At 68.9% G+C, this 19,219-nt stretch carries 18 protein-coding genes; 7 read left to right on the top strand and 11 right to left on the bottom strand.

Annotation, left to right across the window (positions count from 1 at the left end):
• Positions 1-35: 35 nt before the first annotated feature.
• Both GOARA_RS06050 and metH read right to left on the bottom strand, forming a co-directional pair.
• Positions 36-1,271: a threonine/serine exporter family protein gene (locus GOARA_RS06050; RefSeq protein ID WP_170265543.1), complete on the bottom strand. Its 1,236-nt coding sequence runs from the start codon at positions 1,269-1,271 to the stop codon at positions 36-38.
• An 89-nt stretch (positions 1,272-1,360) separates the two neighbouring features.
• Positions 1,361-4,942: a methionine synthase gene (gene metH, locus GOARA_RS06045; RefSeq protein ID WP_007321445.1), complete on the bottom strand. Its 3,582-nt coding sequence runs from the start codon at positions 4,940-4,942 to the stop codon at positions 1,361-1,363.
• A 50-nt stretch (positions 4,943-4,992) separates the two neighbouring features.
• Here metH and GOARA_RS06040 point away from each other — a divergent pair, with 50 nt between their 5' ends.
• Positions 4,993-5,871, top strand: coding sequence for a PAC2 family protein (locus GOARA_RS06040; protein WP_007321444.1), 879 nt, complete (start codon positions 4,993-4,995; stop codon positions 5,869-5,871).
• A gap of 4 nt (positions 5,872-5,875) precedes the next feature.
• On the opposite strand, the gene GOARA_RS06035 is transcribed toward GOARA_RS06040, so the two are convergent.
• The 6 genes from GOARA_RS06035 to GOARA_RS06010 all read right to left on the bottom strand — a co-directional run bounded on the left by GOARA_RS06035 (position 5,876) and on the right by GOARA_RS06010 (position 10,555).
• Entirely contained in the window at positions 5,876-6,184 is a 309-nt protein-coding gene (locus GOARA_RS06035; protein ID WP_007321443.1) for a hypothetical protein, read from the bottom strand.
• Positions 6,185-6,193: 9 nt separating this feature from the next.
• The gene (gene mshC, locus GOARA_RS06030) at positions 6,194-7,435 is read right to left on the bottom strand and encodes a cysteine--1-D-myo-inosityl 2-amino-2-deoxy-alpha-D-glucopyranoside ligase (protein WP_007321442.1); all 1,242 of its coding nucleotides are present in this window, start codon (positions 7,433-7,435) and stop codon (positions 6,194-6,196) included.
• A gap of 91 nt (positions 7,436-7,526) precedes the next feature.
• Positions 7,527-8,357, bottom strand: a complete 831-nt coding sequence (locus GOARA_RS06025) for an SCO1664 family protein (RefSeq protein WP_007321441.1) — start codon at positions 8,355-8,357, stop codon at positions 7,527-7,529.
• A 4-nt stretch (positions 8,358-8,361) separates the two neighbouring features.
• Positions 8,362-8,988, bottom strand: coding sequence for a DUF3090 domain-containing protein (locus tag GOARA_RS06020; RefSeq protein ID WP_007321440.1), 627 nt, complete (start codon positions 8,986-8,988; stop codon positions 8,362-8,364).
• Positions 8,989-9,675 (bottom strand): MSMEG_4193 family putative phosphomutase, encoded by a 687-nt coding sequence (locus GOARA_RS06015; protein ID WP_007321439.1) that lies wholly within the window; start codon positions 9,673-9,675, stop codon positions 8,989-8,991.
• A 49-nt stretch (positions 9,676-9,724) separates the two neighbouring features.
• On the bottom strand, positions 9,725-10,555 hold the full coding sequence (locus GOARA_RS06010; RefSeq protein WP_040521982.1) for an undecaprenyl-diphosphate phosphatase: 831 nt from the start codon (positions 10,553-10,555) through the stop codon (positions 9,725-9,727).
• A 53-nt stretch (positions 10,556-10,608) separates the two neighbouring features.
• Between GOARA_RS06010 and GOARA_RS06005 the strand changes: the two genes are divergently transcribed.
• A complete protein-coding gene (locus GOARA_RS06005) occupies positions 10,609-11,613 on the top strand; it encodes a YncE family protein (protein ID WP_007321437.1) in 1,005 nt (334 codons plus the stop codon).
• On the top strand, positions 11,603-11,911 hold the full coding sequence (locus GOARA_RS06000; protein WP_373277721.1) for a DUF5703 family protein: 309 nt from the start codon (positions 11,603-11,605) through the stop codon (positions 11,909-11,911). Before GOARA_RS06005 ends, GOARA_RS06000 begins: the two co-directional genes overlap by 11 nt.
• A 31-nt stretch (positions 11,912-11,942) precedes the next feature.
• Here GOARA_RS06000 and GOARA_RS05995 read toward each other — a convergent pair whose 3' ends face one another.
• A complete protein-coding gene (locus GOARA_RS05995; protein ID WP_007321435.1) occupies positions 11,943-12,242 on the bottom strand; it encodes a DUF4193 domain-containing protein in 300 nt (99 codons plus the stop codon).
• 343 nt (positions 12,243-12,585) lie between these two features.
• On the opposite strand from GOARA_RS05995, the gene cei reads away from it, so the two are divergent.
• Positions 12,586-13,290: an envelope integrity protein Cei gene (gene cei / locus GOARA_RS05990; RefSeq protein ID WP_007321434.1), complete on the top strand. Its 705-nt coding sequence runs from the start codon at positions 12,586-12,588 to the stop codon at positions 13,288-13,290.
• Between the two features lie 8 nt (positions 13,291-13,298).
• Here the strand turns inward: cei and GOARA_RS05985 are convergent, their stop codons facing one another.
• Positions 13,299-14,189, bottom strand: a complete 891-nt coding sequence (locus tag GOARA_RS05985) for an inositol monophosphatase family protein (protein WP_007321433.1) — start codon at positions 14,187-14,189, stop codon at positions 13,299-13,301.
• 101 nt (positions 14,190-14,290) lie between these two features.
• Between GOARA_RS05985 and ppgK the strand changes: the two genes are divergently transcribed.
• The 3 genes from ppgK (at position 14,291) to GOARA_RS05970 (ending at position 17,271) form a co-directional block, all read left to right on the top strand.
• Positions 14,291-15,127: a polyphosphate--glucose phosphotransferase gene (ppgK, locus tag GOARA_RS05980; protein WP_007321432.1), complete on the top strand. Its 837-nt coding sequence runs from the start codon at positions 14,291-14,293 to the stop codon at positions 15,125-15,127.
• 197 nt (positions 15,128-15,324) lie between these two features.
• Positions 15,325-16,851, top strand: a complete 1,527-nt coding sequence (locus tag GOARA_RS05975) for an RNA polymerase sigma factor (RefSeq protein ID WP_007321431.1) — start codon at positions 15,325-15,327, stop codon at positions 16,849-16,851.
• A 219-nt stretch (positions 16,852-17,070) separates the two neighbouring features.
• Positions 17,071-17,271 carry a DUF7455 domain-containing protein gene (locus GOARA_RS05970; protein WP_040521910.1) on the top strand — a complete coding sequence of 67 codons (201 nt, stop codon included), beginning with the start codon at positions 17,071-17,073 and terminating at the stop codon, positions 17,269-17,271.
• A 153-nt stretch (positions 17,272-17,424) separates the two neighbouring features.
• Here the strand turns inward: GOARA_RS05970 and GOARA_RS05965 are convergent, their stop codons facing one another.
• Positions 17,425-19,110, bottom strand: coding sequence for a DEAD/DEAH box helicase (locus GOARA_RS05965; protein ID WP_050947173.1), 1,686 nt, complete (start codon positions 19,108-19,110; stop codon positions 17,425-17,427).
• Positions 19,111-19,219: the final 109 nt, after the last annotated feature.

Here is a 19,219-nt window from a genome sequence, read left to right as displayed (position 1 = left end):
TCACATCGCCGACGGGAGAGCCGATGTGGTCACCGCTAGTCGCCGAGGCCCCAGCGCATGCCCCCTTTGGCATCGCGCAGGTGGGTCAGCGCGAGGCCCGCACCCATTCCCAAGGCGACGGCGATGAACGTGAAGACCAGCGAACCGATGTCGGCGGGAACACTGCCGCCGACACTCCCCTGGGTGGCCGCCGAGGTGACGCCGATCAGCGTCAGACCTCCGGGCGCGAGGATCCGGAAGATCGGGTTGAGGCTGACGAGCGCGGCCGGCCCCTCGAAGTAGCGGTGCACCAGCTGGGCCACGACGACACCGACGACCGCGCCGATAAACGACGAGGCGTAGCCGTGCAGCGCCAGCCCGACGAGTTCCTGGGTCCCCCACGCCGCCAGGATCACGATCGCCAGCCAGCGCAGCGCCGACCGCGGCGCGGAGAACGCCAGGCAGGCACCGAGCACGTAGAGAATCACGCCGGCGAAGCGGACGCCCGTCGGCATCCCGGGGTTGGTACCGCCCACGTCGACGCCGTCGAATCCCGGGGTGACCGACACGGCCAGGATGATGCCGAAGGCGAGCAGGAAGAGTTGGAGGACGCCGCTGATCAGCCGGGTCACACCCGTCTGCATCGCCCCCATCGACATCTCGAGGATCGCGATGGTCAGGGCCGCGCCGGGGGTGAACATCGACATGAGCGGCACCATGACCTGCGCGGGTGCGTCGAGAAAGCCGATCTCGGACAATACGGCGACCGGCAACGCGGTCAGGAAGGCGACGAGTGTCGCGCTGAACAACGAGAGCGCGCCCCACCGCGACAGCGATACGGCGACGGTCGCCGTGATCACCGACAGCACTCCCGCGACGATCAACTCGTGCAGGCCGGGGTCCTGATTCAGGCACAACCCGACGACGATCAGGACGATCCCGGCGAAGCGCCCGACCGGCCCGACCGCGGGTGGCATCGAATCGATCGCGTCGAGCCGGCGAATCCCTTCCTCCGGCGTGACCGCACCGGCCTTGCTGGCGCCCACGAGGTCGAGGACGGCAGCGGTTTGATCGAGGCGATACCCCGACGGGGCGCGTTCGAAGATCGTCGCGCCGTCGGCACGGTTCACGGTGATTGCGCCGCGCGGGAGCACCGCGCTCGCGGTGTCCAGGCCGTACCGCGCACTCACTTCCGAGAGTGCTTCGTCGACCGAAGGAGACGGCGCGATCGTCGCGATCAGCGAGGCGCCGAGGCGGGTGACGTATCGCTGACTGTCGTCGACGCTGCTCACCACGTCAGCTAACCAAGGCGATCGCGACGGTGTCACCGTTTGCCACCGGCGCATCACCCGCGACGGGTGGCGGCTGTCCGGCGCGACGATCAAGTGTTGAAGTACTTAGCCTCGGGATGGTGCAGGACGAAGGCGTCGGTCGACTGCTCGGGGTGCAGCTGCAACTCCTCGGACAGCGTCACACCGATCCGCTCGGACTCCAGCAGGTCGACGATGTGCGCCCGGTCCTCCAAGTTCGGGCAGGCGCCGTAGCCGAAGGAGTAGCGCGCGCCCCGGTACTCGAGGTCGAAGAAGCCCTGCGGATCGTCGGGATCCTCCTCCGCCATCGATCCCTCGGCGAAGGTCAGCTCCGACCGCACGCGCTGGTGCCAATACTCGGCCAGCGCCTCGGTGAGTTGCACGCTGATCCCGTGCACCTCCAGGTAGTCGCGGTAGGCGTTCTCGGCGAACAGGGTGTTGGCGAAGTCGGCGATCGGCGTACCCATCGTCACCAGCTGCATGGGCAGCACGTCGGGGCGGCCGGACTCGATCGCCGCCTCCCGCGAGGCGATGAAGTCGGCGACGCACAGGAACCGCGGCCGCTGCTGGCGCGGGAAGTCCATGCTGAGCAGCACCGGTGCCGCCGGATCGGGCTCGGTGAGCACGTGCACGGTATTCCCCTCGCTCACGGCCGGGAAGTAGCCGTACACCACCGCGGCGTGGGCGAGGATGCCCTCGGTGGCGAGCCGGTCGATCCAGTACCGCAGCCGGGGACGGCCCTCCGTCTCGACAAGCTCCTCGTAGGAGGGGCCGTCGCCACCGCGCGTGCCGCGCAACCCCCACTGCCCCAGGAACAGCGCGCGCTCGTCGAGCATCTCGCGATACTCGGCGACCGGGATTCCCTTGACGATCCGATTGCCCCAGAACGGCGGCACCGGGATCTCGTTGTCGGTGGCGACGTCGGACCGGGCGGGCACCTCCACCGGCTCCTCCGCGGCTTTCCGCTTGGCCGCGATCGCCTTCGACCGGGCATGCCTGGCCTTGCGCTCAGCGGCCTTCTGCGCCGCCTCGATCGCCTCGGGACTGTCGGGCGCCGGACCCTCCCCGCGCTTGGTCGCCATGATGTCGTCCATCAGCCGCAGGCCCTCGAACGCGTCTCGCGCGTAGTGGACCTCGCCCTCGTAGGTTTCGGTGAGGTCGTTCTCGACGTAGGCGCGCGTCAGGGCCGCGCCGCCGAGCAGCACCGGGTACTGCGCGGCACCCCGGGAGTTCATCTCCTCGAGGTTCTCTTTCATCACCACCGTCGACTTCACCAGCAGCCCGGACATGCCGATCACGTCGGCGTTCTTGTCGCGGGCCGCTTCCAGGATGGTGTTGATCGGCTGCTTGATGCCGAGGTTGACCACCTCGTAGCCGTTGTTGGACAGGATGATGTCGACGAGGTTCTTGCCGATATCGTGGACGTCCCCCTTCACCGTGGCCAGCACGATCCGGCCCTTGCCGCTGTCGCCGGTGGCCTCCATATGCGGTTCCAGATGGGCGACCGCCGATTTCATCACCTCGGCCGACTGTAAGACGAAGGGCAACTGCATCTGTCCGGAGCCGAATAGCTCGCCGACGGTCTTCATTCCGCTCAGCAGGGTTTCGTTGATGATCTGCAGCGGCGGCACCTGCGTCATCGCCTCGTCCAGGTCGGCTTCCAAACCGGCCCGCTCGCCGTCGACGATGCGCCGTTCGAGACGCTCGAACAACGGCAGGGCGGCGAGTTCGGCGGCCCGGCTCTCGCGGGCCGAGGCCGCGGACACGCCCTCGAACAGCTCCATGAGCTTCTGCAACGGGTCGTAGCCGTCGCGCCGGCGGTCGTAGACCAGGTCCAGCGCCGTCTCCCGCTGTTCTTCGGGGATCCGCGCCATCGGGAGGATCTTCGACGCGTGCACGATCGCCGTGTCCAGCCCGACCTGCACGCATTCGTGGAGGAACACCGAGTTGAGCACCTGTCGCGCCGCCGGATTCAGGCCAAAGGAAATGTTCGAGATGCCGAGGGTGAAGTGCAGGCTCGGATGGGCCGCTTTCAGCCGCCGGATCGCCTCGATCGTCTCGATGCCGTCGCGGCGCACCTCCTCCTGGCCGGTGGAGATCGGGAAGGTGAGCGCGTCGACGATGATGTCCTCGTCGGTCAGGCCCCACGTCGACGTGAGATCGGCGATCAGCCGCTCGGCGATCCGCACCTTGTCGTCGGCGGTGCGCGCCTGACCCTCCTCGTCGATCGTCAGGGCGACGACGGCCGCTCCGTGCTCGACGACGAGTTCCATGATCCGCTGGTAGCGCGACCCCGGGCCGTCGCCGTCCTCGAAGTTCACCGAGTTGACCGCGCAGCGACCGCCGAGCGCCTCCAGACCCGCCCGGATGACCTCCGGCTCGGTCGAGTCGATCATGATCGGCAGCGTCGACGAGGTGGCGAAACGGGTGGCCAGCGCGGTCATGTCCTGCGCGCCGTCGCGGCCGACGTAGTCGACGTTGAGGTCGAGCATGTGGGCGCCGTCGCGGGTCTGCTCCTTGGCGACGTCGAGGCAGTGCTGATAGTCCTCCGCGATCATCGCCTCGCGGAAAGCCTTGGAGCCGTTGGAATTGGTCCGCTCGCCGATCACCAGGAAACTCGCGTCCTGCGCGAACGGCACCGACGTGTAGAGCGATGACGTTGCCGACTCGTGCTGCTGCTCGCGCGGCGCCCGCTCGACGGCGGCCACCGCCTCGGCGACCTGGCGGATGTGCTCGGGCGTCGTGCCACAGCAGCCGCCCACCATCGAGAGGCCGTAGTCGGTGACGAAATCACGGAGGGCGACCGCGAGTTCTTCCGCGGTGAGCGGGTATTCGGCGCCGTTCGGACCGAGCACGGGCAGACCGGCGTTCGGCATCACCGACACCGGGATCCGCGCGTGCCGCGACAGGTAGCGCAGATGTTCGCTCATCTCCGCGGGACCGGTGGCGCAGTTCAGGCCGATCACGTCGATGCCCAAGGGTTCGAGTGCGGTGAGCGCCGCGCCGATCTCCGAACCCAGCAGCATCGTTCCGGTGGTCTCCACGGTGACGTGCACCAGGATGGGGATGTGGCGACCGCGCGCCTCCATCGCCCGCCGCGACGCGACGACGGCCGCCTTCACCTGCAACAGGTCCTGCGCGGTCTCGATCAGAATGGCGTCGGCGCCGCCGTCGAGCATGCCGACCGCGCACTGCTGGTAGGCGTCGCGCAGCACGCCGAAGGTCGTGTGGCCCAAACTCGGCAGCTTGGTGCCCGGCCCGATCGACCCGACGACGAAACGGTCGGTGCCGTAGGCGGTCTTGCCCATCTCGTCGGCGACGCCCCGCGCAATCGCCGTGCCGCGGTAGGCGAGGTCGGTGATCCGGTCGGCGATGTCGTAGTCGCCGAGATTCGACTGGTTGCAGCCGAAGGTGTTCGTCTCGACCAGATCGGCGCCGGCCTCGAAGTAGGCGCGGTGGATGTGGGCCAGGACGTCCGGACGGGTCTCGTTGAGGATCTCGTTGCACCCCTCCAGACCCAGGAAGTCGTCCAGGGTCAGGTCGGCCGCCTGCAGCATCGTGCCCATCGCCCCGTCGCCGATCAGCACCCGCTCCGACATGGCCGAAAGCAGCGTCGAGTCGTAGTTCGATGCCGTTGGCGACGAGGGGTCCATGTCCTTAAGAGTATTCGCCCGTCGCAGCCGTTCAGCCTTAGGCTTGGTCCATGACCGCCGAACGCCTGCAGCGCCTGTCCGAATTGCGCGATCCCGTGCTCGTGGCCGCGTTCGAGGGCTGGAACGACGCCGGCGAGGCGGCGAGCAGCTCGATCGAGCATCTGGAGCTGTTCTGGAATGCCGAGCAGATCTACGAGATCACGCCGGACGACTACTACGACTTCCAGGTCAACCGCCCTACGGTCCGTCTCGTCGACGGGGTCAGCCGACGGCTGGAGTGGCCGACGACGACTTTCTCGACGTGCACCCCGCCCGGCGCCGAACACGACCTGCTCCTGGTCCGCGGCGTCGAACCCAACTTCCGCTGGCGGGCATTCGTCGCCGAGATCACCGAGGTGGCCGATGTGGCAGGAGTCACGTCGGCGGTGATGCTCGGATCGATGATGGCCGACACTCCCCACACCCGTCCGGTTCCGGTGTCCGGTTCGGCCTACAGCAGTGAAGCCGCCAAACGGTACCGTCTCGCCGAATCGCAGTATCAGGGTCCGACCGGGATCACCGGCGTCCTGCAGGACCAGCTCGTGGCGGCGGGCATTCCGTCGGTATCGCTATGGGCGGCCGTGCCGCACTACATCTCAGCGTCGCCCAACCCGAAGGCGACGCTCGCGCTGCTGCGGCGGCTCGAAGAGGTCCTCGACGTCGAGATCCCGATGGATCAGCTTCCGGTGCGGGTCGACGAGTGGGAGCGCACCGTCAACGAGATGACCTCCGACGACGAGGAGATGTCGGAGTACATCCGGGCACTCGAGGCCAACGACGACGCGACGTCGACCGACCCGAACGCGCTACCGGAGATCGACGGTGAGCAGTTGGCGGCGGATTTCGAGCGTTACCTCCGGCGCCGCGGCCCCGGGTCCGGTTCGGCGTAGCCGGTCAGCCGATCCGTTCGATGGACACGACCGGCGTCGTGATCCGCCACGTGCGGACATTCGGGTCGTCGACCGCCCGGACCCAGAATTGCGCGGAGACACCGACCTCACACAGTTTCACGCCGAGCAGCGGGATGTCTTCGGAGTCGCGGCGCAGTTCGCTGACCTCCCAGTTCCCGTCCCCGCTGCTACCGACGCCGGGCGCCCGCAACAGCGTCATCTCCCCGAAGTCGAGCAAATAGGTCGAGGTGCGGGTGACCACCGTCCATACTCCCTCGGCGGTGTCCGCCGGGATCTGCGTCGCCTGTGCCACGTTCGGACCTTAGCGCAGGACGACGCCGAGCAGCGCGTCGACGGCCGTCGCGATGTCGTCGGCGCCACCGGCGTCGCGTCCGAGACCCAATTCGACGTCGGAGACCCAGCCGTCGATCGCGGCGAGCGCCTTCGGCGTGTCGAGATCGTCGGCGAGGTGGGCGCGCACGCGGTCGATGACGGCGGACGCGTCGGGACCGCCGCCGGTCGCGACCGCGGTCCGCCACCGGTTCAGCCGCGCCTGTGCCAGCCCCAGCACGTCGTCGGTCCACATCCGGTCGGCCCGATAGTGCTCCGAGGCGAGCGCTAGACGTACGGCGCCGGGGTCGACACCCGCCTCGCGCAGCTTGTGCACGAACACCAGGTTGCCCAGACTCTTGGACATCTTCTCGCCGTCGAGGCCCATCATTCCGGTGTGCACGTAATGCCTGGCGAACCGTCGCACGCCGGTCAGCGCCTCGGCGTGCGCCGCGGAGAATTCGTGGTGCGGGAAGATGAGGTCGTTGCCGCCGCCCTGGATGTCGAAACCGGCGCCGAGACGGTTCAGCGCGATGGCCGAGCACTCGACATGCCACCCGGGCCGACCGGGCCCGAACGGCGCATGCCAGGAGGGTTCTCCGTCGCGGTGCGCCCGCCACAACAGGGCGTCGAGCCGGTCGTGCTTGCCTGGCCGATCGGGGTCGCCCCCGCGCTCGGCGAAGAGGCGCTCCATCGTCGGCCGGTCGTATCCGGACTCGTAGCCGAACTGTTCGGTGGCGCCGATCCGGTGGTACACGTCGGGGTACCGCGGGTCGTCGACGACATAGGCCGCGCCCGACTCCAACAGCTTGCCGACCATCTCGACGACCTCGTCGACGGACTCGATCGCCCCGACGTACTGCTCGGGCGGCAGTACGCGCAGCCCGGTCATGTCGTCGCGGAACAGGTCTATCTCGCGGTCGCCCAGCTCGCGCCAGTCGATGCCGTCGCGCTCGGCCCGCTCGAACAGCGGGTCGTCGACGTCGGTGACGTTCTGCACGTAGCGGACGTCGTGCCCCGCGTCGCGGAGCAGCCGGTTGATCAGGTCGAAGGTGACGTAGGTGGAAGCGTGCCCGAGGTGGGTCGCGTCGTAGGGGGTGATCCCGCAGACGTACATGGTGGCCGTCGGTCCCGGCGCGACCGGCAGCACCTGCCTGGCGGACGTGTCGTAGAGGCGAAGGGCGGGCGGGCTCCCGGCTAGCACGGGCAGCTCAGGGGAAGTCCACGACTGCATGCTCGTCAGCTTAGGTGGCCGGGCCCGGCATCGGTCGGCGGGGCCGTGCGCGGCTCCCGCGCCCGGGTCGTCACCGCGCCCGCCGGCCGCCTCAGAACGGCGGCCAGGGAATCGGGCGGTGCTCCGGCGGGCTCGGCAGGACCGGGTCGTCGACGAGGCGCCGGGCGCGGTGCAGCAGCGAGGCGAGCTCGTCGTCGGTGATCAACGCGCCCAGGGTCGCGGCCAGCTCGCCGTCGGGCTCGGCGAGACGATTCGCGAAGGAGTCGACGTCCACGACGAGGCCGCCCGGAATCGGGTCGCCCGCCCAACCCCACAGCACGGTGCGCAGCTTGTCCTCGACGTGCAGGCAGATTCCGTGATCGATGCCGTAGACCACCCCGTCGGCACCGGTGAGGATATGCCCGCCCTTACGGTCGGCGTTGTTGAGCAGCATGTCCAGGACGGCCATGCGCTGCAGCCGCGGATCGTCGGCGTGGACGAGCACCACCTCGTCCCCGCGGCCGTCGAATCCGGTGACGACCGGGAAGTATCCGGACAGCACGCTTTCCGGTGCGCACAGGTCGACCAGTTCGGGCGCCGGCGGCGCCTCGGCGGTATCGGCGACGTCCACCCATCGCTGAACCATCCCGGCACCGAGCGGACCGTCGTCGCGAAACACGGTGTGCGGCACGGTATCCCAGCCAAGTGCGGCGCACACGACGTAGGCGGCGACTTCCCGTCCGGCGAGGGTGCCGTCAGGGAAATCCCACAGCGGCGCCTCACCGCTGACGGGCTTGTAGACGCACCGCGTGACCGTCCCGTCGGCAGCGGTGACGGTGGCCACCAGCGTCACGTTGCTGGCATGCGGGATCCGGCCCAGGACCTCCAGATCCCCGTTGGCCAGGACCTCGCACGCGTCGGGAACGCCTGTCTCGCCGGACACCCCGCTACCCCGACTCGTCGTCAGGGGTGTCGCCGCCGAGATCGCCCTCGTCGAACTCGAAGGGCTCCAACGCCACCGGCTCGCGCTTGTAGCCGTTCGTGCGGACGCACAGGTGCCCGTCGGGATCGAGGGGTTCCGAGCACAGTGGGCAGGGCGGCCGGCCGGCGGAGACGATCGCTTCCGCGCGCGCCGCGAAATTGCGGGCCGCCTCGGTGGTCAGAAAGACCCGGAGCGCATCCGGTCCGTCGTCGCGGTCGTCGAGGACGATGGATTCGTCGAGCGCCTCGTCGGTCGCGGCCAGCAGTTCGACGACGACGGAGTTCTCGTTGGCGTCCCAGCCCAGGCCCATGGTGCCGACGCGGAATTCGGCATCGACCGGCATGACCAGGGGGCGCAGGTCTTCGACCTCGCCGGTCGCCGGGGGGATGGGGGTGCCGAAACGACGGCCGACCTCGTCGAGCAACGCGTCGATTCGGTCGGCGAGAATCGCGACCTGCTGCTTCTCCACCAGCACCGAAACGACCCGGCTGGCGTGCACGGCCTGCACGTAGAACGTGCGGTCGCCGGGCTCGCCGATGGTTCCGGAGACGAAGCGGTCCGGGCTGCGGAAGACGTGAATAGCGCGCGACATCTAACCCTCCGTCGTTCCGGTGGATCCGCCGACAGCCGTCTGCGCGAGCGCGGCGCTCGGCGCGGGCAGCGACAGCCGGGAGGTGTTGTTCACGGTGTGTACCACCGTCTGCCTCGGGTGGTACCGAACGACGGAAAGCGACGCCGGCTCGACGACGATGCGCTGGAATCCGTCCAAGTGCAGGCCCATGGCGTCGGCGATGACCGCTTTGATGATGTCGCCATGGGTGCAGGCGACCCACAGATCGGAGCCTTCCGGCCCGCCGTAGCGGGCGTCGAGTTCTCGCACGGCGGTCACCGCGCGATTCGCCATCGCCGACATCGCCTCGCCGCCCGGGAAGACCGCGGCAGAAGGCTGGCGCTGCACGGTTCGCCACAGGGGTTCCCGCGCCAGCTCGGCCAGTGGGCGGTTGGTCCACTCGCCGTAGTCCACCTCGGCCAGGTCGTCGATGACGATTTCGGGAACCCCGCTCAGGTCCGCGACCAGCGGTGCCACGGTCTCCGCACAGCGCTGGAGCGGCGACCGGGCGACGGCGACCAGGTCGGCGCAACGCTCGCCGAGGCGCGCGGGAAGATCGGCTGCCTGTTGCCTGCCGAGGTCGTCGAGTCCGATTCCCGGGCTGCGTCCGGCGAGGACCGACGCCGTGTTCGCCGTCGAGCGCCCGTGCCGCACCAGAATGACCGCCATGGGTCTCAGCTTACGGGCGGCGACAGCTCTCAGCCCACCGGCGACGCGCCTATTGGGCCGCGATCGTGCCGCTGGCGAGCAGCCCGATGATGAACAGGCCGAGCGCGACGCGGTACGCGCCGAACCAGTTCATCGAGTGCTGGGATACGAACTTGAGGAGCCAGGCGATGGCGGCATAGCCGACGACGAACGCGATGATTACCGCGACGATGAGCTGCGGCCCACTGGCCGCGAGCCCTTTGCCGGCCGGCTCGAACGCGTCGGGCAGGCTGAACAGCCCCGATGCGGTCACCGCCGGAATGGCCAGGAGGAAGGACAGCCGGAAGGCGGCTTCGCGCTCGAGGCCGACGAAGAGCCCGGCGCTGGCCGAAGCGCCCGAACGCGACACGCCCGGGATCAGCGCGAGACATTGGGCCAGACCCATCACGATCGCATCGCGCATTGTCACTTTCTCCAGACTCCGCTGCTGGGTGCCGTACCGCTCGGCGAGCCAGAAGACGCCGGAGAACAGGATTAGCACCGTCGCGGTGATCCAGAGATTGCGGGCCGCGGTGCGGACTTGATCGGCGAAGAAGAACCCGATGATCCCGATGGGGATGGTCGCCACGATGACCGCCCAGCCGATGCGATAGTCGGAGCCGCGGGCGTCCGGATTCCGCAGGCCGGCGAACCAGGCGAGAACGATGCGCCAGATGTCACGGGCGAAGAACACCAGCACGGCCGCCTCCGTGCCGAGCTGGGAGACGGCGGTGAACGAGGCGCCCGCGTCGTCGCCGAAGAAGAGTTCGGAGACGATCCGCAGATGGCCCGAGGAGGAGATCGGCAGGAACTCGGTCAGCCCCTGCACCACGCTCAATACGATCGTCTGCAGCCATGTCATCTCCACCACGACGGGCCATCCTACTCACCGGGCGGACTGGCAAGATGGAGAGCATGTCTTCGCGCCCGCACGCTCTCGCATCCCTCGCCGTCGCGGTCCTCGTCACCGTCGGGATCGCCGGTTGCGGCTCCGGGGACGAGCACGGCCGCCCCGATGTTCCCACGGTGTCACCGCAGACGCCGTTGCCGGCGCCGCCGGTGAGTCGCGCCGCCGAGGGGACGGTCGTCCCGGCTCCCGGGCTGGGCGGCGCACTGGCCATCGCGGGCGGCACCCTAGCCGCCATCGCCACCGACGGCCGGTCGGTCGCGCTGTTCGCCGCGAACGATCTGAGCCGGCCGCCCAAGACAGTCCCCACGCCGCCGGTGCGGGCGATCGCCCCCGACGGGGACCGGTTCGTCGCGGTCGGCCCGACGACGGCGGTCCGCATCGCGGCCGACGGCACGACGACCGAAGCGCCGTTGACACGCCCCGGACTGTCCGTCGCGGTCGACGGCGGCGAAGTCCTCGTCGGTACCGAACACGGACGCCTGCTCGTTCTCGACGCCGGGCTGCGCCAGACCGACGACGTCGCCGGGCTGGTGCGGATCGACGCGGTCGGTGTGGCCCGGCACGGCGACAAGCGCCAGATCGTAGTGCTCGATCGCGCTCAGTCGCTGGTCACCACGATCGATCCGGGGGCCGGACAGCGCGGCCCCGCGCTGCGGGCGGGCAACGGCGCGACCACGATGACCGTCGATCACTACGGGCGAATCGTCGTCGCGAACCCGCGGGACGGACAGCTCCTGGGTTTCTACGGCGACCCACTGGTGACCCGATTCCGATTCCCGGTCGCCGACGGGCCGTACGGCCTGGCCTACGACGACCGGCGCAACCTGCTGTGGGTGTCGGCGACGGCGGCGAATCGACTCGTCGCCTACGACCTGTCGTCGGGCGAACCGCGCGAGCGGGCCAGCATCGCCGCCGTGCGGCAACCGAATTCGGTCGTCGTCGACCCGGCATCCGGGGCCGTCTACGCACTGTCGGCCAGCGGAGAGGGACTGCAACGTGTTGACCGGTGAGCTGGGCGAGCCAGCGGGAAGCGGGCTGGAGGGTTACGGCGTCAGCCGGCTGCGACGATTGCCGCCGGGATGGGAGGCCGAGACCGTCGCCGACGACGTCGAGGCGCTGTTGTTGCGGTTGCCGCCGGAGGTGACGCGGATCAGCGCCACGATGCGGCTGGCCATTCAGGCCGAATTCGGAGGCTGGGAACTCAAGCGCACTCGGCTCTACCCGGACGGGTCGCGCAAAGTGCTGCTACGCCGCAAACGCACGCGCACCAGGCCGCGGACGGCGGGACCACACACCGAGCTGGCCTGATTCACCTGCGCGTGACAACGCGAGCGGCAGGTCAGGCGCAGTCGACGCAGATCCGCTCGTTGCCCTTTTCGCGGGCGAGGCGGCTGCGGTGGTACACGAGGAAACAGCGCGTACAGGTGAACTCGTCGGCCTGTTTGGGAACGACCCGGACCGAGAGTTCTTCGCCGGACAGGTCGGCACCGGGAAGCTCGAAAGACTCGGCCGTCTCGGTTTCATCCACGTCGACCGAAGCCGCCTGCGCCTCGCTGCGGCGCGCCTTCAGTTCTTCGAGGGAGTCCTCACTCAGGTCGTCGGAATCGGTCCTGCGCGGTGCGTCGTAATCAGTAGCCATTGTCCTGGTCCTTCTCCCCTGTGTCGCTCGTCGGTGTGGACTTCCAACGTCGCGCCACCCAAATTTGTTGCCCTCATGCAGCGCTCGATGTTGTGATTTACGTCACACCCAGGGCTGTTTCCAAGCGGCTGGCGGCTGTTTGAGGCAGCCGCAATGTAGCGCGCCCTCGATGGGAAGTCAATTGTGGCGCGGCGCGGGCCGATCGTGGCGCTCCGGGAACGGATCTGGGCGCAGTCGGGTGTCACCTCCACCGCACCGCGGGCGACCCCGGCTACAGTGATGCCCAGACCGCGCCGGAGACGGCGCCGGGAGCACCGACGATGAGCAGGAAGGGTGGACCAGCGTGGTCGCCTCAATCACCAACGGCTATTCCAAGGACCACAACGGCCGCGCGTTCCGCCGCCGGGTTCCCGGACCTGCCGTCGTCGCGACCGCGGTTCTCGCGGCCCTCGGCGTTCTCGTCTGGTCGGTCGCTCTCACCCGGGGCGACTCGTCGCGCGTCCCGGTCGACTGCAATCAGCCGTCCGCCGCGGCCGCCGGCCCAGCCGCCGCCGGGCCGGGCGGCGCATCGCCTGCTCCACCGCCGAAACTGAGCGCCATGGACCGTACCGAGATGATCGACGTCGCGCCGGCCGCGCTGGCGACCTTCGGCGTCCGAGTGCTCAACGCCTCGAACCAGCGCGGAAAGGCTCAATCAGTCTCCGATGATCTGGTCGCGCAGGGATTCTCCCCCACGCAGGAGAACGCCTACGGCGACGACCCCGTCTACCCCAACCGGGACCTGAACTGCGTCGGCCAGATCCGATTCGGCGAGGCCGGAAAGGCCAGTGCGGCCGCGGTGTGGCTGGCCGTGCCGTGCGCCCAGCTGGTCATGGACGGAAGGCCGGGCACCGACGTCGACCTGGCCCTCGGCCAGTACTACACCAGCACCGAGCAGTCGGCCGATGCCCAGGCCGCGCTGGAGGCGCTGCGGTCGGCCGACCCGCGCAACGCGAAGACCGGCGTCGACCCCGAACTGGTCCGCGCGGTGCACGCCGGCACCTGCTGACCCTGCCGTTACTCCCCCGGAAGCGGTAACGCGGCCAGCGCGCCCGTGTCGCTCAGCACCGCGGTCAACGCGTCGGCGAGCCCCGGCGCGATCGCGAGCGTGACGTCGCCGGCGTCGGCACGCGAGTCGGCGCTCGGCGTCGCCACCACGGCCCCCGCTTCGGCGGCGATGAGAGCTCCGGCCGCCCAATCCCAGGGCGAGAGCCCGTGCTCGTAGTGTGCGTCGACCGCGCCCTCGGCGACCAGGCACAGGTCGATCGCGGCCGCGCCGATCCGCCGGATATCGCGTACGCGCGGTAGCAGTTCGGACAGGATCGCGGCCTGTTCGCGCCGACGGTCCGCGGCATAGGCGAATCCCGTGGCCACCAGGGCCAACGCCGGCTCGCGGGCCGCGCTGGCGCTCAGCCGTACCGCCCCGGAGGCGTCGGTGCGGAAGGCGCCACCGCCCAGCGCGGCGTGATAGGTCGCGCCGCGCGCCACGTCGACGACGGCGCCGGCGATGGACCTGCCGTCGAGTTGGGCCGCGACCGACACCGCGTACGCGGGGATGCCGTAGAGGAAGTTGACGGTCCCGTCGATGGGGTCCACGACCCAGCGGACGCCGGTCGGCACCTCTCGCGCACCGCCGCCCTCCTCGCCGAGGATGGCATCGTCGGGCCGCAGCCGCGCGAGTTCGGCACGGATGACCGCCTCGGCCTCGGTGTCGGCGATCGTGACCGGATCGGTGGGCGCCGACTTGGTGCGCACCACGTCGGCGTCCTCCGACGGCGCGGCGGCGCCGAACAACTCGGGCCGCCTGGTCCGCACGTGGGCGGCAGCGCGCTCGGCCACGGCGACGGCGACTTCAACGAGTTCGGCAGGCAGGGACGCGTGTTCGGCCGGGAGGTCGTTGACCGCCACCCAATGCCGGTTTGGAGGAGTAGTCGTCACGGCTCCATTCTCCCCGATAGCCTGTGGCCATTCCGCTCGCACCACGACGCCCTTCCCGAGAGGCCGCCCAGATGTCCGTTACCCCAGCAGCGCCCGTCTCGTCCCAGCAATCGGCAGCCAGCGCCGAACAACTCGCGATCGACTCCACCGACCCGCGCTACGGATTCGGCGTCGATGTCGGCGGATCGGGCATCAAAGGCGGCATCGTCGACCTGTCGACCGGCGAACTCGTCGGCGACCGATTCAAGATCAAAACCCCCAAACCGGCGACTCCCGAGGCGGTCGCGGCCACCGTGGCCGAGGTCGTCGCCCATTTCAATTGGTCTGGGCGCGTTGGCATCACGCTGCCCGCCGTCGTCTCCAACGGTGTCGTGCGCACCGCGGCCAACATCGACAAGGGGTGGATCGGCACCGACCCGTACGCGCTGTTCGAACGGCACCTGGTGAACTCCGGTCTCACCGTGCTCAACGACGCCGATGCCGCCGGTCTGGCCGAATCCAAGTACGGTCTGGGCGCCAACGAGGTCGACGGTGTGGTGATCATGTTGACCCTGGGTACCGGGATAGGGTCGGCGATCCTCTTCGCCGGGGGGCAGTTGCTGCCGAACACCGAACTCGGTCATCTGCAGGTCGGGAAGGACATCGCAGAGGACCAGGCATCCGCACGGGCCAAGGAAGAGCACGATTGGTCCTACGAGAAGTGGGCGGCCAAGCTCTCCCGCGTCCTCGCCGAATACGAGAAGCTGTTTTCCCCCGCGTTGTTCATCCTGGGTGGCGGGATCAGCCGGAAATCCCACAAATGGATCCCGCTGCTCACCAACCAAACGCCCGCGGTACCGGCCACCTTGCTCAACACCGCCGGGATCGTCGGAGCGGCCATGGCCGCTCAGGGCGGTTTACGGCCGTAGCGACAACGCCCTGACCTGGTGGTTACCACTCAAACCTGAGTGTTTCGTTACAATGGAACACGTTGCGACGGACGAGACAGCCCGGACGCGACCCAACAGACCCACCATGCGCGCCGCTCACGCCCGCAGGGCGCTGCCGACGGGGCAGCAGCCCGGCACCGCGACGCGGCCCCTCGTTAGATTCTGAAAGGTTGTCCGTGGCTGCCACTAAAACCTCCGCGCGCAATTCCGCCCCGGCCAAGAAGACCGCGGCCAGCAAGGCAGCGGACACGGCCAAGAAACTGACCGCACGTGCCACCAAGTCGGTGAAGAAGGCAGCCACGGCGACGAGCGCCGACGACGCCGAGAGCAAGACCACGAAGGCTGCCGCGGCGAAGAAGGCAGCGCCCGCCAAGAAGGCCGCCGCGAAGAAGGCGGCCCCGGCTAAAAAGGCAGCGCCCGCCAAGAAGGCCGCGGCAAAGAAGGCGGCCCCGGCCAAGAAGGCAGCGCCCGCCAAGAAAGCCGCGGCGAAGAAGGCAGCGCCCGCCAAGAAGGGTGCGACGAAGCCCGAGGACGCGCAGACGCCGGCTGACGAGACGGAGCTGGAAGACGGCCCAACCTCGATCGAGGACATCTCCGACGACGAGGTCGATCTCAACGACGTCGAGGTCGATCTCGCCGAGGCCGACGAAGCCGAGGAACCCGCCGACGCGAAGAAGGACGCCAAGAGCGACGAGAAGGACGCCAAGGAGTCCGGCGACTTCGTATGGGACGAGGAAGAATCCGAGCAGCTGCGCCAGGCCCGCAAAGACGCCGAGCTGACGGCGTCGGCGGACTCGGTCCGCGCCTACCTCAAGCAGATCGGCAAGGTCGCGCTGCTCAACGCGGAGGAAGAGGTCGCGCTCGCCAAGCGAATCGAAGCCGGTCTCTACGCCGCGGAACTGCTGACCCGGCTGCACGCCTCGGGCGAGAAAGTGCCGATGGCCCAGCGCCGGGCATTGCGCGAGGTTGCCTACGACGGCACCAAGGCGAAGAACCATCTCCTCGAGGCGAACTTGCGACTGGTGGTGTCGCTGGCCAAGCGCTACACCGGTCGCGGCATGGCCTTCCTCGACCTGATCCAAGAAGGCAACCTCGGCCTGATCCGCGCGGTCGAGAAATTCGACTACACCAAGGGCTACAAGTTCTCCACATACGCCACCTGGTGGATCCGGCAGGCCATCACCCGCGCGATGGCCGATCAGGCCCGCACGATCCGCATCCCGGTCCACATGGTCGAGGTGATCAACAAGCTCGGTCGCATCCAGCGCGAACTCCTGCAGGACCTCGGCCGCGAGCCGACGCCGGAGGAGTTGGCCAAGGAGATGGATATCACGCCGGAGAAGGTGCTGGAGATCCAGCAGTACGCGCGTGAGCCGATTTCGTTGGACCAGACAATCGGCGACGAGGGCGACAGCCAGCTCGGCGATTTCATCGAAGACTCCGAAGCCATCGTCGCGGTCGACGCGGTCAGCTTCACGTTGCTGCAGGACCAGCTGCAGTCGGTACTGGAGACCTTGTCGGAGCGCGAGGCCGGTGTCGTCCGACTCCGCTTCGGCCTCACCGACGGTCAGCCGCGCACGCTCGACGAGATCGGGCAGGTCTACGGCGTGACCCGTGAGCGCATCCGCCAGATCGAGTCGAAGACGATGAGCAAGCTGCGCCACCCGTCCCGCTCCCAGGTACTTCGCGACTACCTCGACTAGGCAATGACCTGGGTGCCCACTCGGCGTGGTTGAGGTGCCCACTCGGCGTGGTTGAGGTGCCCACTCGGCGTGGTTGAGGTGCCCACTCGGCGGAAGTGGGATGCGACACACCGGGGCTGGGAACAATCCGGATGCGCCAAACGTCTGACAGAGTGTGAAGAGGCGGATTTCCTCGCCTACGCTCACGAGGGACGATTGTTCGCCCGGGACGGAGGAACCATGACCACCACCGCTACGAGTGCCACCACGACGCTGACCGCCGCGGATCGATGCGACCGCTGCAGCGCGGCCGCGAAGGTGATCGTCTCGCTCCCCTCGGGCAGTGAGCTGCTCTTCTGCCGCCACCACTTCACCGAGCACGAGGCCGGCCTGGTCAAGCTCGGCGCGTCCATCACCGAGCCGACCGCCGAGCTGGTCTGATCGGTCCTCGCGTCAGCGCGAGATCACGCACGCAACAGCGGCGCCGCGAGTCATCGAGATTCGCGGCGCCGCTGGTTTGTCGGGTAGCTGATTTGTCGGGTAGGCGGCAGCTTCGGCAGGCAGCAGCGCCCGGTGCCCTAGGACCTCACGGGTTCAGCGCCACTCCCGCAACGCCTTGATGCGCTCGTGGAGTTGCTCCGCCGACGCCATCGCGGTGGGCGGCCCGCCCAGTCGCTCGCGCAATTCGCGGTGCACCACGCCGTGCGGCTTGCCGGTCCGGTGGTGGTGCAGCGCGACGAGCGAGTTGAGTTCTTTGCGCAGCGATTGCAGCGCGGCGGCGGCCGTCCGGCCTTCTGCCGCTCCCTCGCGGGAGTTGCCCCCCGAGGCGACGGACCGCTTGGTCAGCTGCTCTGCCTGGCGGCGCGACAGCAACTCGCGGACCTGGTCGGCGTCGAGCAGCCCGGGCAGCCCCAGATAATCGGATTCCTCTTCGCTACCGGCGTAGGTGGCGGTGCCGAACGACGATCCGTCGAAGATCACCTGGTCCAGTTCGGCATCGGCGTGCAGCGAGTGGAACGCGGCTTCCTCCTCGCCCTCTTCATCGGCCGTCTTGTTGGCCTCGATGATCGCCGCGTCGTCGAGCCCCTCGTCGGCTCGGTGCGGTTTGCCGAGGACGTGGTCGCGCTCGGCCTCCAACTGGCTGGCCAGATCCAGCAGCACCGGCACGGACGGCAGGAAGACGCTGGCCGTCTCGCCCGGTCGCCGAGAACGAACGAACCGGCCGATCGCCTGGGCGAAGTACAGCGGCGTCGCCGCGCTCGTCGCATAGACGCCGACGGCGAGGCGTGGCACGTCGACGCCCTCGGACACCATGCGCACCGCGACCATCCACATGTCTTCGGACTCCGCGAACTCCGCGATGCGGGCAGAAGACCCCGGATCGTCGGACAACACCAGGGTCACTCTCGCACCCGAGATCTCGGTGAGCAGTTCCGCATAGTCGCGCGCGACGGTCTGGTCGGTCGCGATCACCAGTCCCCCGGCGTCGTGCACGCCGGAAGCACGCAACTGCGTCAGCCTGGTGTGCGCCGCCTGCAGAACGGCGGGGATCCAGTCGCCGTGGGGGTCGAGCGCCGTGCGCCAGGCCCGCGCGGTGTGTTCGGCCGACAACGGCTCGCCCAGCCGTGCCGTGTACTCCTCGCCCGCGCTGGTCCGCCAGCTCGCCTGGCCCGAGTACGCGAGGAACACCACGGGACGCACGACCCCGTCGGCGAGAGCGTCGGCGTAGCCGTAGGTGTGGTCGGCTTTCGACCGAGCACCGCCGCCCGGCTCCGGCTCGTAGGTGACGAACGGGATCGGCGAGTCGTCCGAGCGGAACGGCGTACCGGTGAGCGACAGGCGGCGCGTCGCATCGGAGAACGCCTCCCGGATCGCGTCGCCCCACGACTTCGCGTCGCCCGCGTGGTGGACCTCGTCGAGGATCACCAGCGTCCTGCGGTTCTCGGTGCGCACCCGGTGCCGCGACGGATGCGAAGCCACCTGGGCATAGGTCAGCACGACCCCGTCGAAATCCGAGCTGGTCGCTCCCGTCGAGTTGGAGAAGTTCGAGTCCAGCGAGATGCCGAGCCGCGCCGCCGCCTGGGCCCACTGGTGCTTGAGGTGCTCGGTGGGTGCGACCACCGTGACCGCCTCGACGGTCCGGTCGGCGAGCAGTTCCGCCGCGATCCGCAGGCCGAAGGTGGTTTTTCCCGCTCCCGGGGTGGCAACGGCCAAGAAATCGAGCGGCTTCGCGGTGAGGTATTTGGTCAGCGCGCGGCGCTGCCAAGCGCGCAACGGCATAGCCGAGACAGCATCGGTCGTCACTCGCGAATACACTCCTCTGAGACTCGCCGTCCCCGGCCGGACAACCTGTCCGAGTCTACTAGCGGTGTCATCGTCCGGCGCGTTG

The sequence above is a fragment of the Gordonia araii NBRC 100433 genome, from assembly GCF_000241265.1.
Classification (GTDB): Bacteria; Actinomycetota; Actinomycetes; order Mycobacteriales; family Mycobacteriaceae; genus Gordonia; species Gordonia araii.
The sequence above is the reverse complement of the archived record's forward strand: the minus strand, read 5'-3'. Positions and strand labels throughout refer to the sequence as shown.

Bases quoted from the DNA above. Each gene is read 5' to 3' on its own strand.
- metH (WP_007321445.1), bottom strand. From the start codon at position 4,942: ATGGACCCCTCGTCGCCAACGGCATCGAACTACGACTCGACGCTGCTT.
- GOARA_RS06040 (WP_007321444.1), top strand. From the start codon at position 4,993: ATGACCGCCGAACGCCTGCAGCGCCTGTCCGAATTGCGCGATCCCGTG.
- mshC (WP_007321442.1), bottom strand. From the start codon at position 7,435: ATGCAGTCGTGGACTTCCCCTGAGCTGCCCGTGCTAGCCGGGAGCCCG.
- GOARA_RS06020 (WP_007321440.1), bottom strand. From the start codon at position 8,988: ATGTCGCGCGCTATTCACGTCTTCCGCAGCCCGGACCGCTTCGTCTCC.
- GOARA_RS06015 (WP_007321439.1), bottom strand. From the start codon at position 9,675: ATGGCGGTCATTCTGGTGCGGCACGGGCGCTCGACGGCGAACACGGCG.
- GOARA_RS06010 (WP_040521982.1), bottom strand. From the start codon at position 10,555: ATGACATGGCTGCAGACGATCGTATTGAGCGTGGTGCAGGGGCTGACC.
- GOARA_RS06005 (WP_007321437.1), top strand. From the start codon at position 10,609: ATGTCTTCGCGCCCGCACGCTCTCGCATCCCTCGCCGTCGCGGTCCTC.
- GOARA_RS05995 (WP_007321435.1), bottom strand. From the start codon at position 12,242: ATGGCTACTGATTACGACGCACCGCGCAGGACCGATTCCGACGACCTG.
- ppgK (WP_007321432.1), top strand. From the start codon at position 14,291: ATGTCCGTTACCCCAGCAGCGCCCGTCTCGTCCCAGCAATCGGCAGCC.
- GOARA_RS05970 (WP_040521910.1), top strand. From the start codon at position 17,071: ATGACCACCACCGCTACGAGTGCCACCACGACGCTGACCGCCGCGGAT.
- GOARA_RS05965 (WP_050947173.1), bottom strand. From the start codon at position 19,110: ATGCCGTTGCGCGCTTGGCAGCGCCGCGCGCTGACCAAATACCTCACC.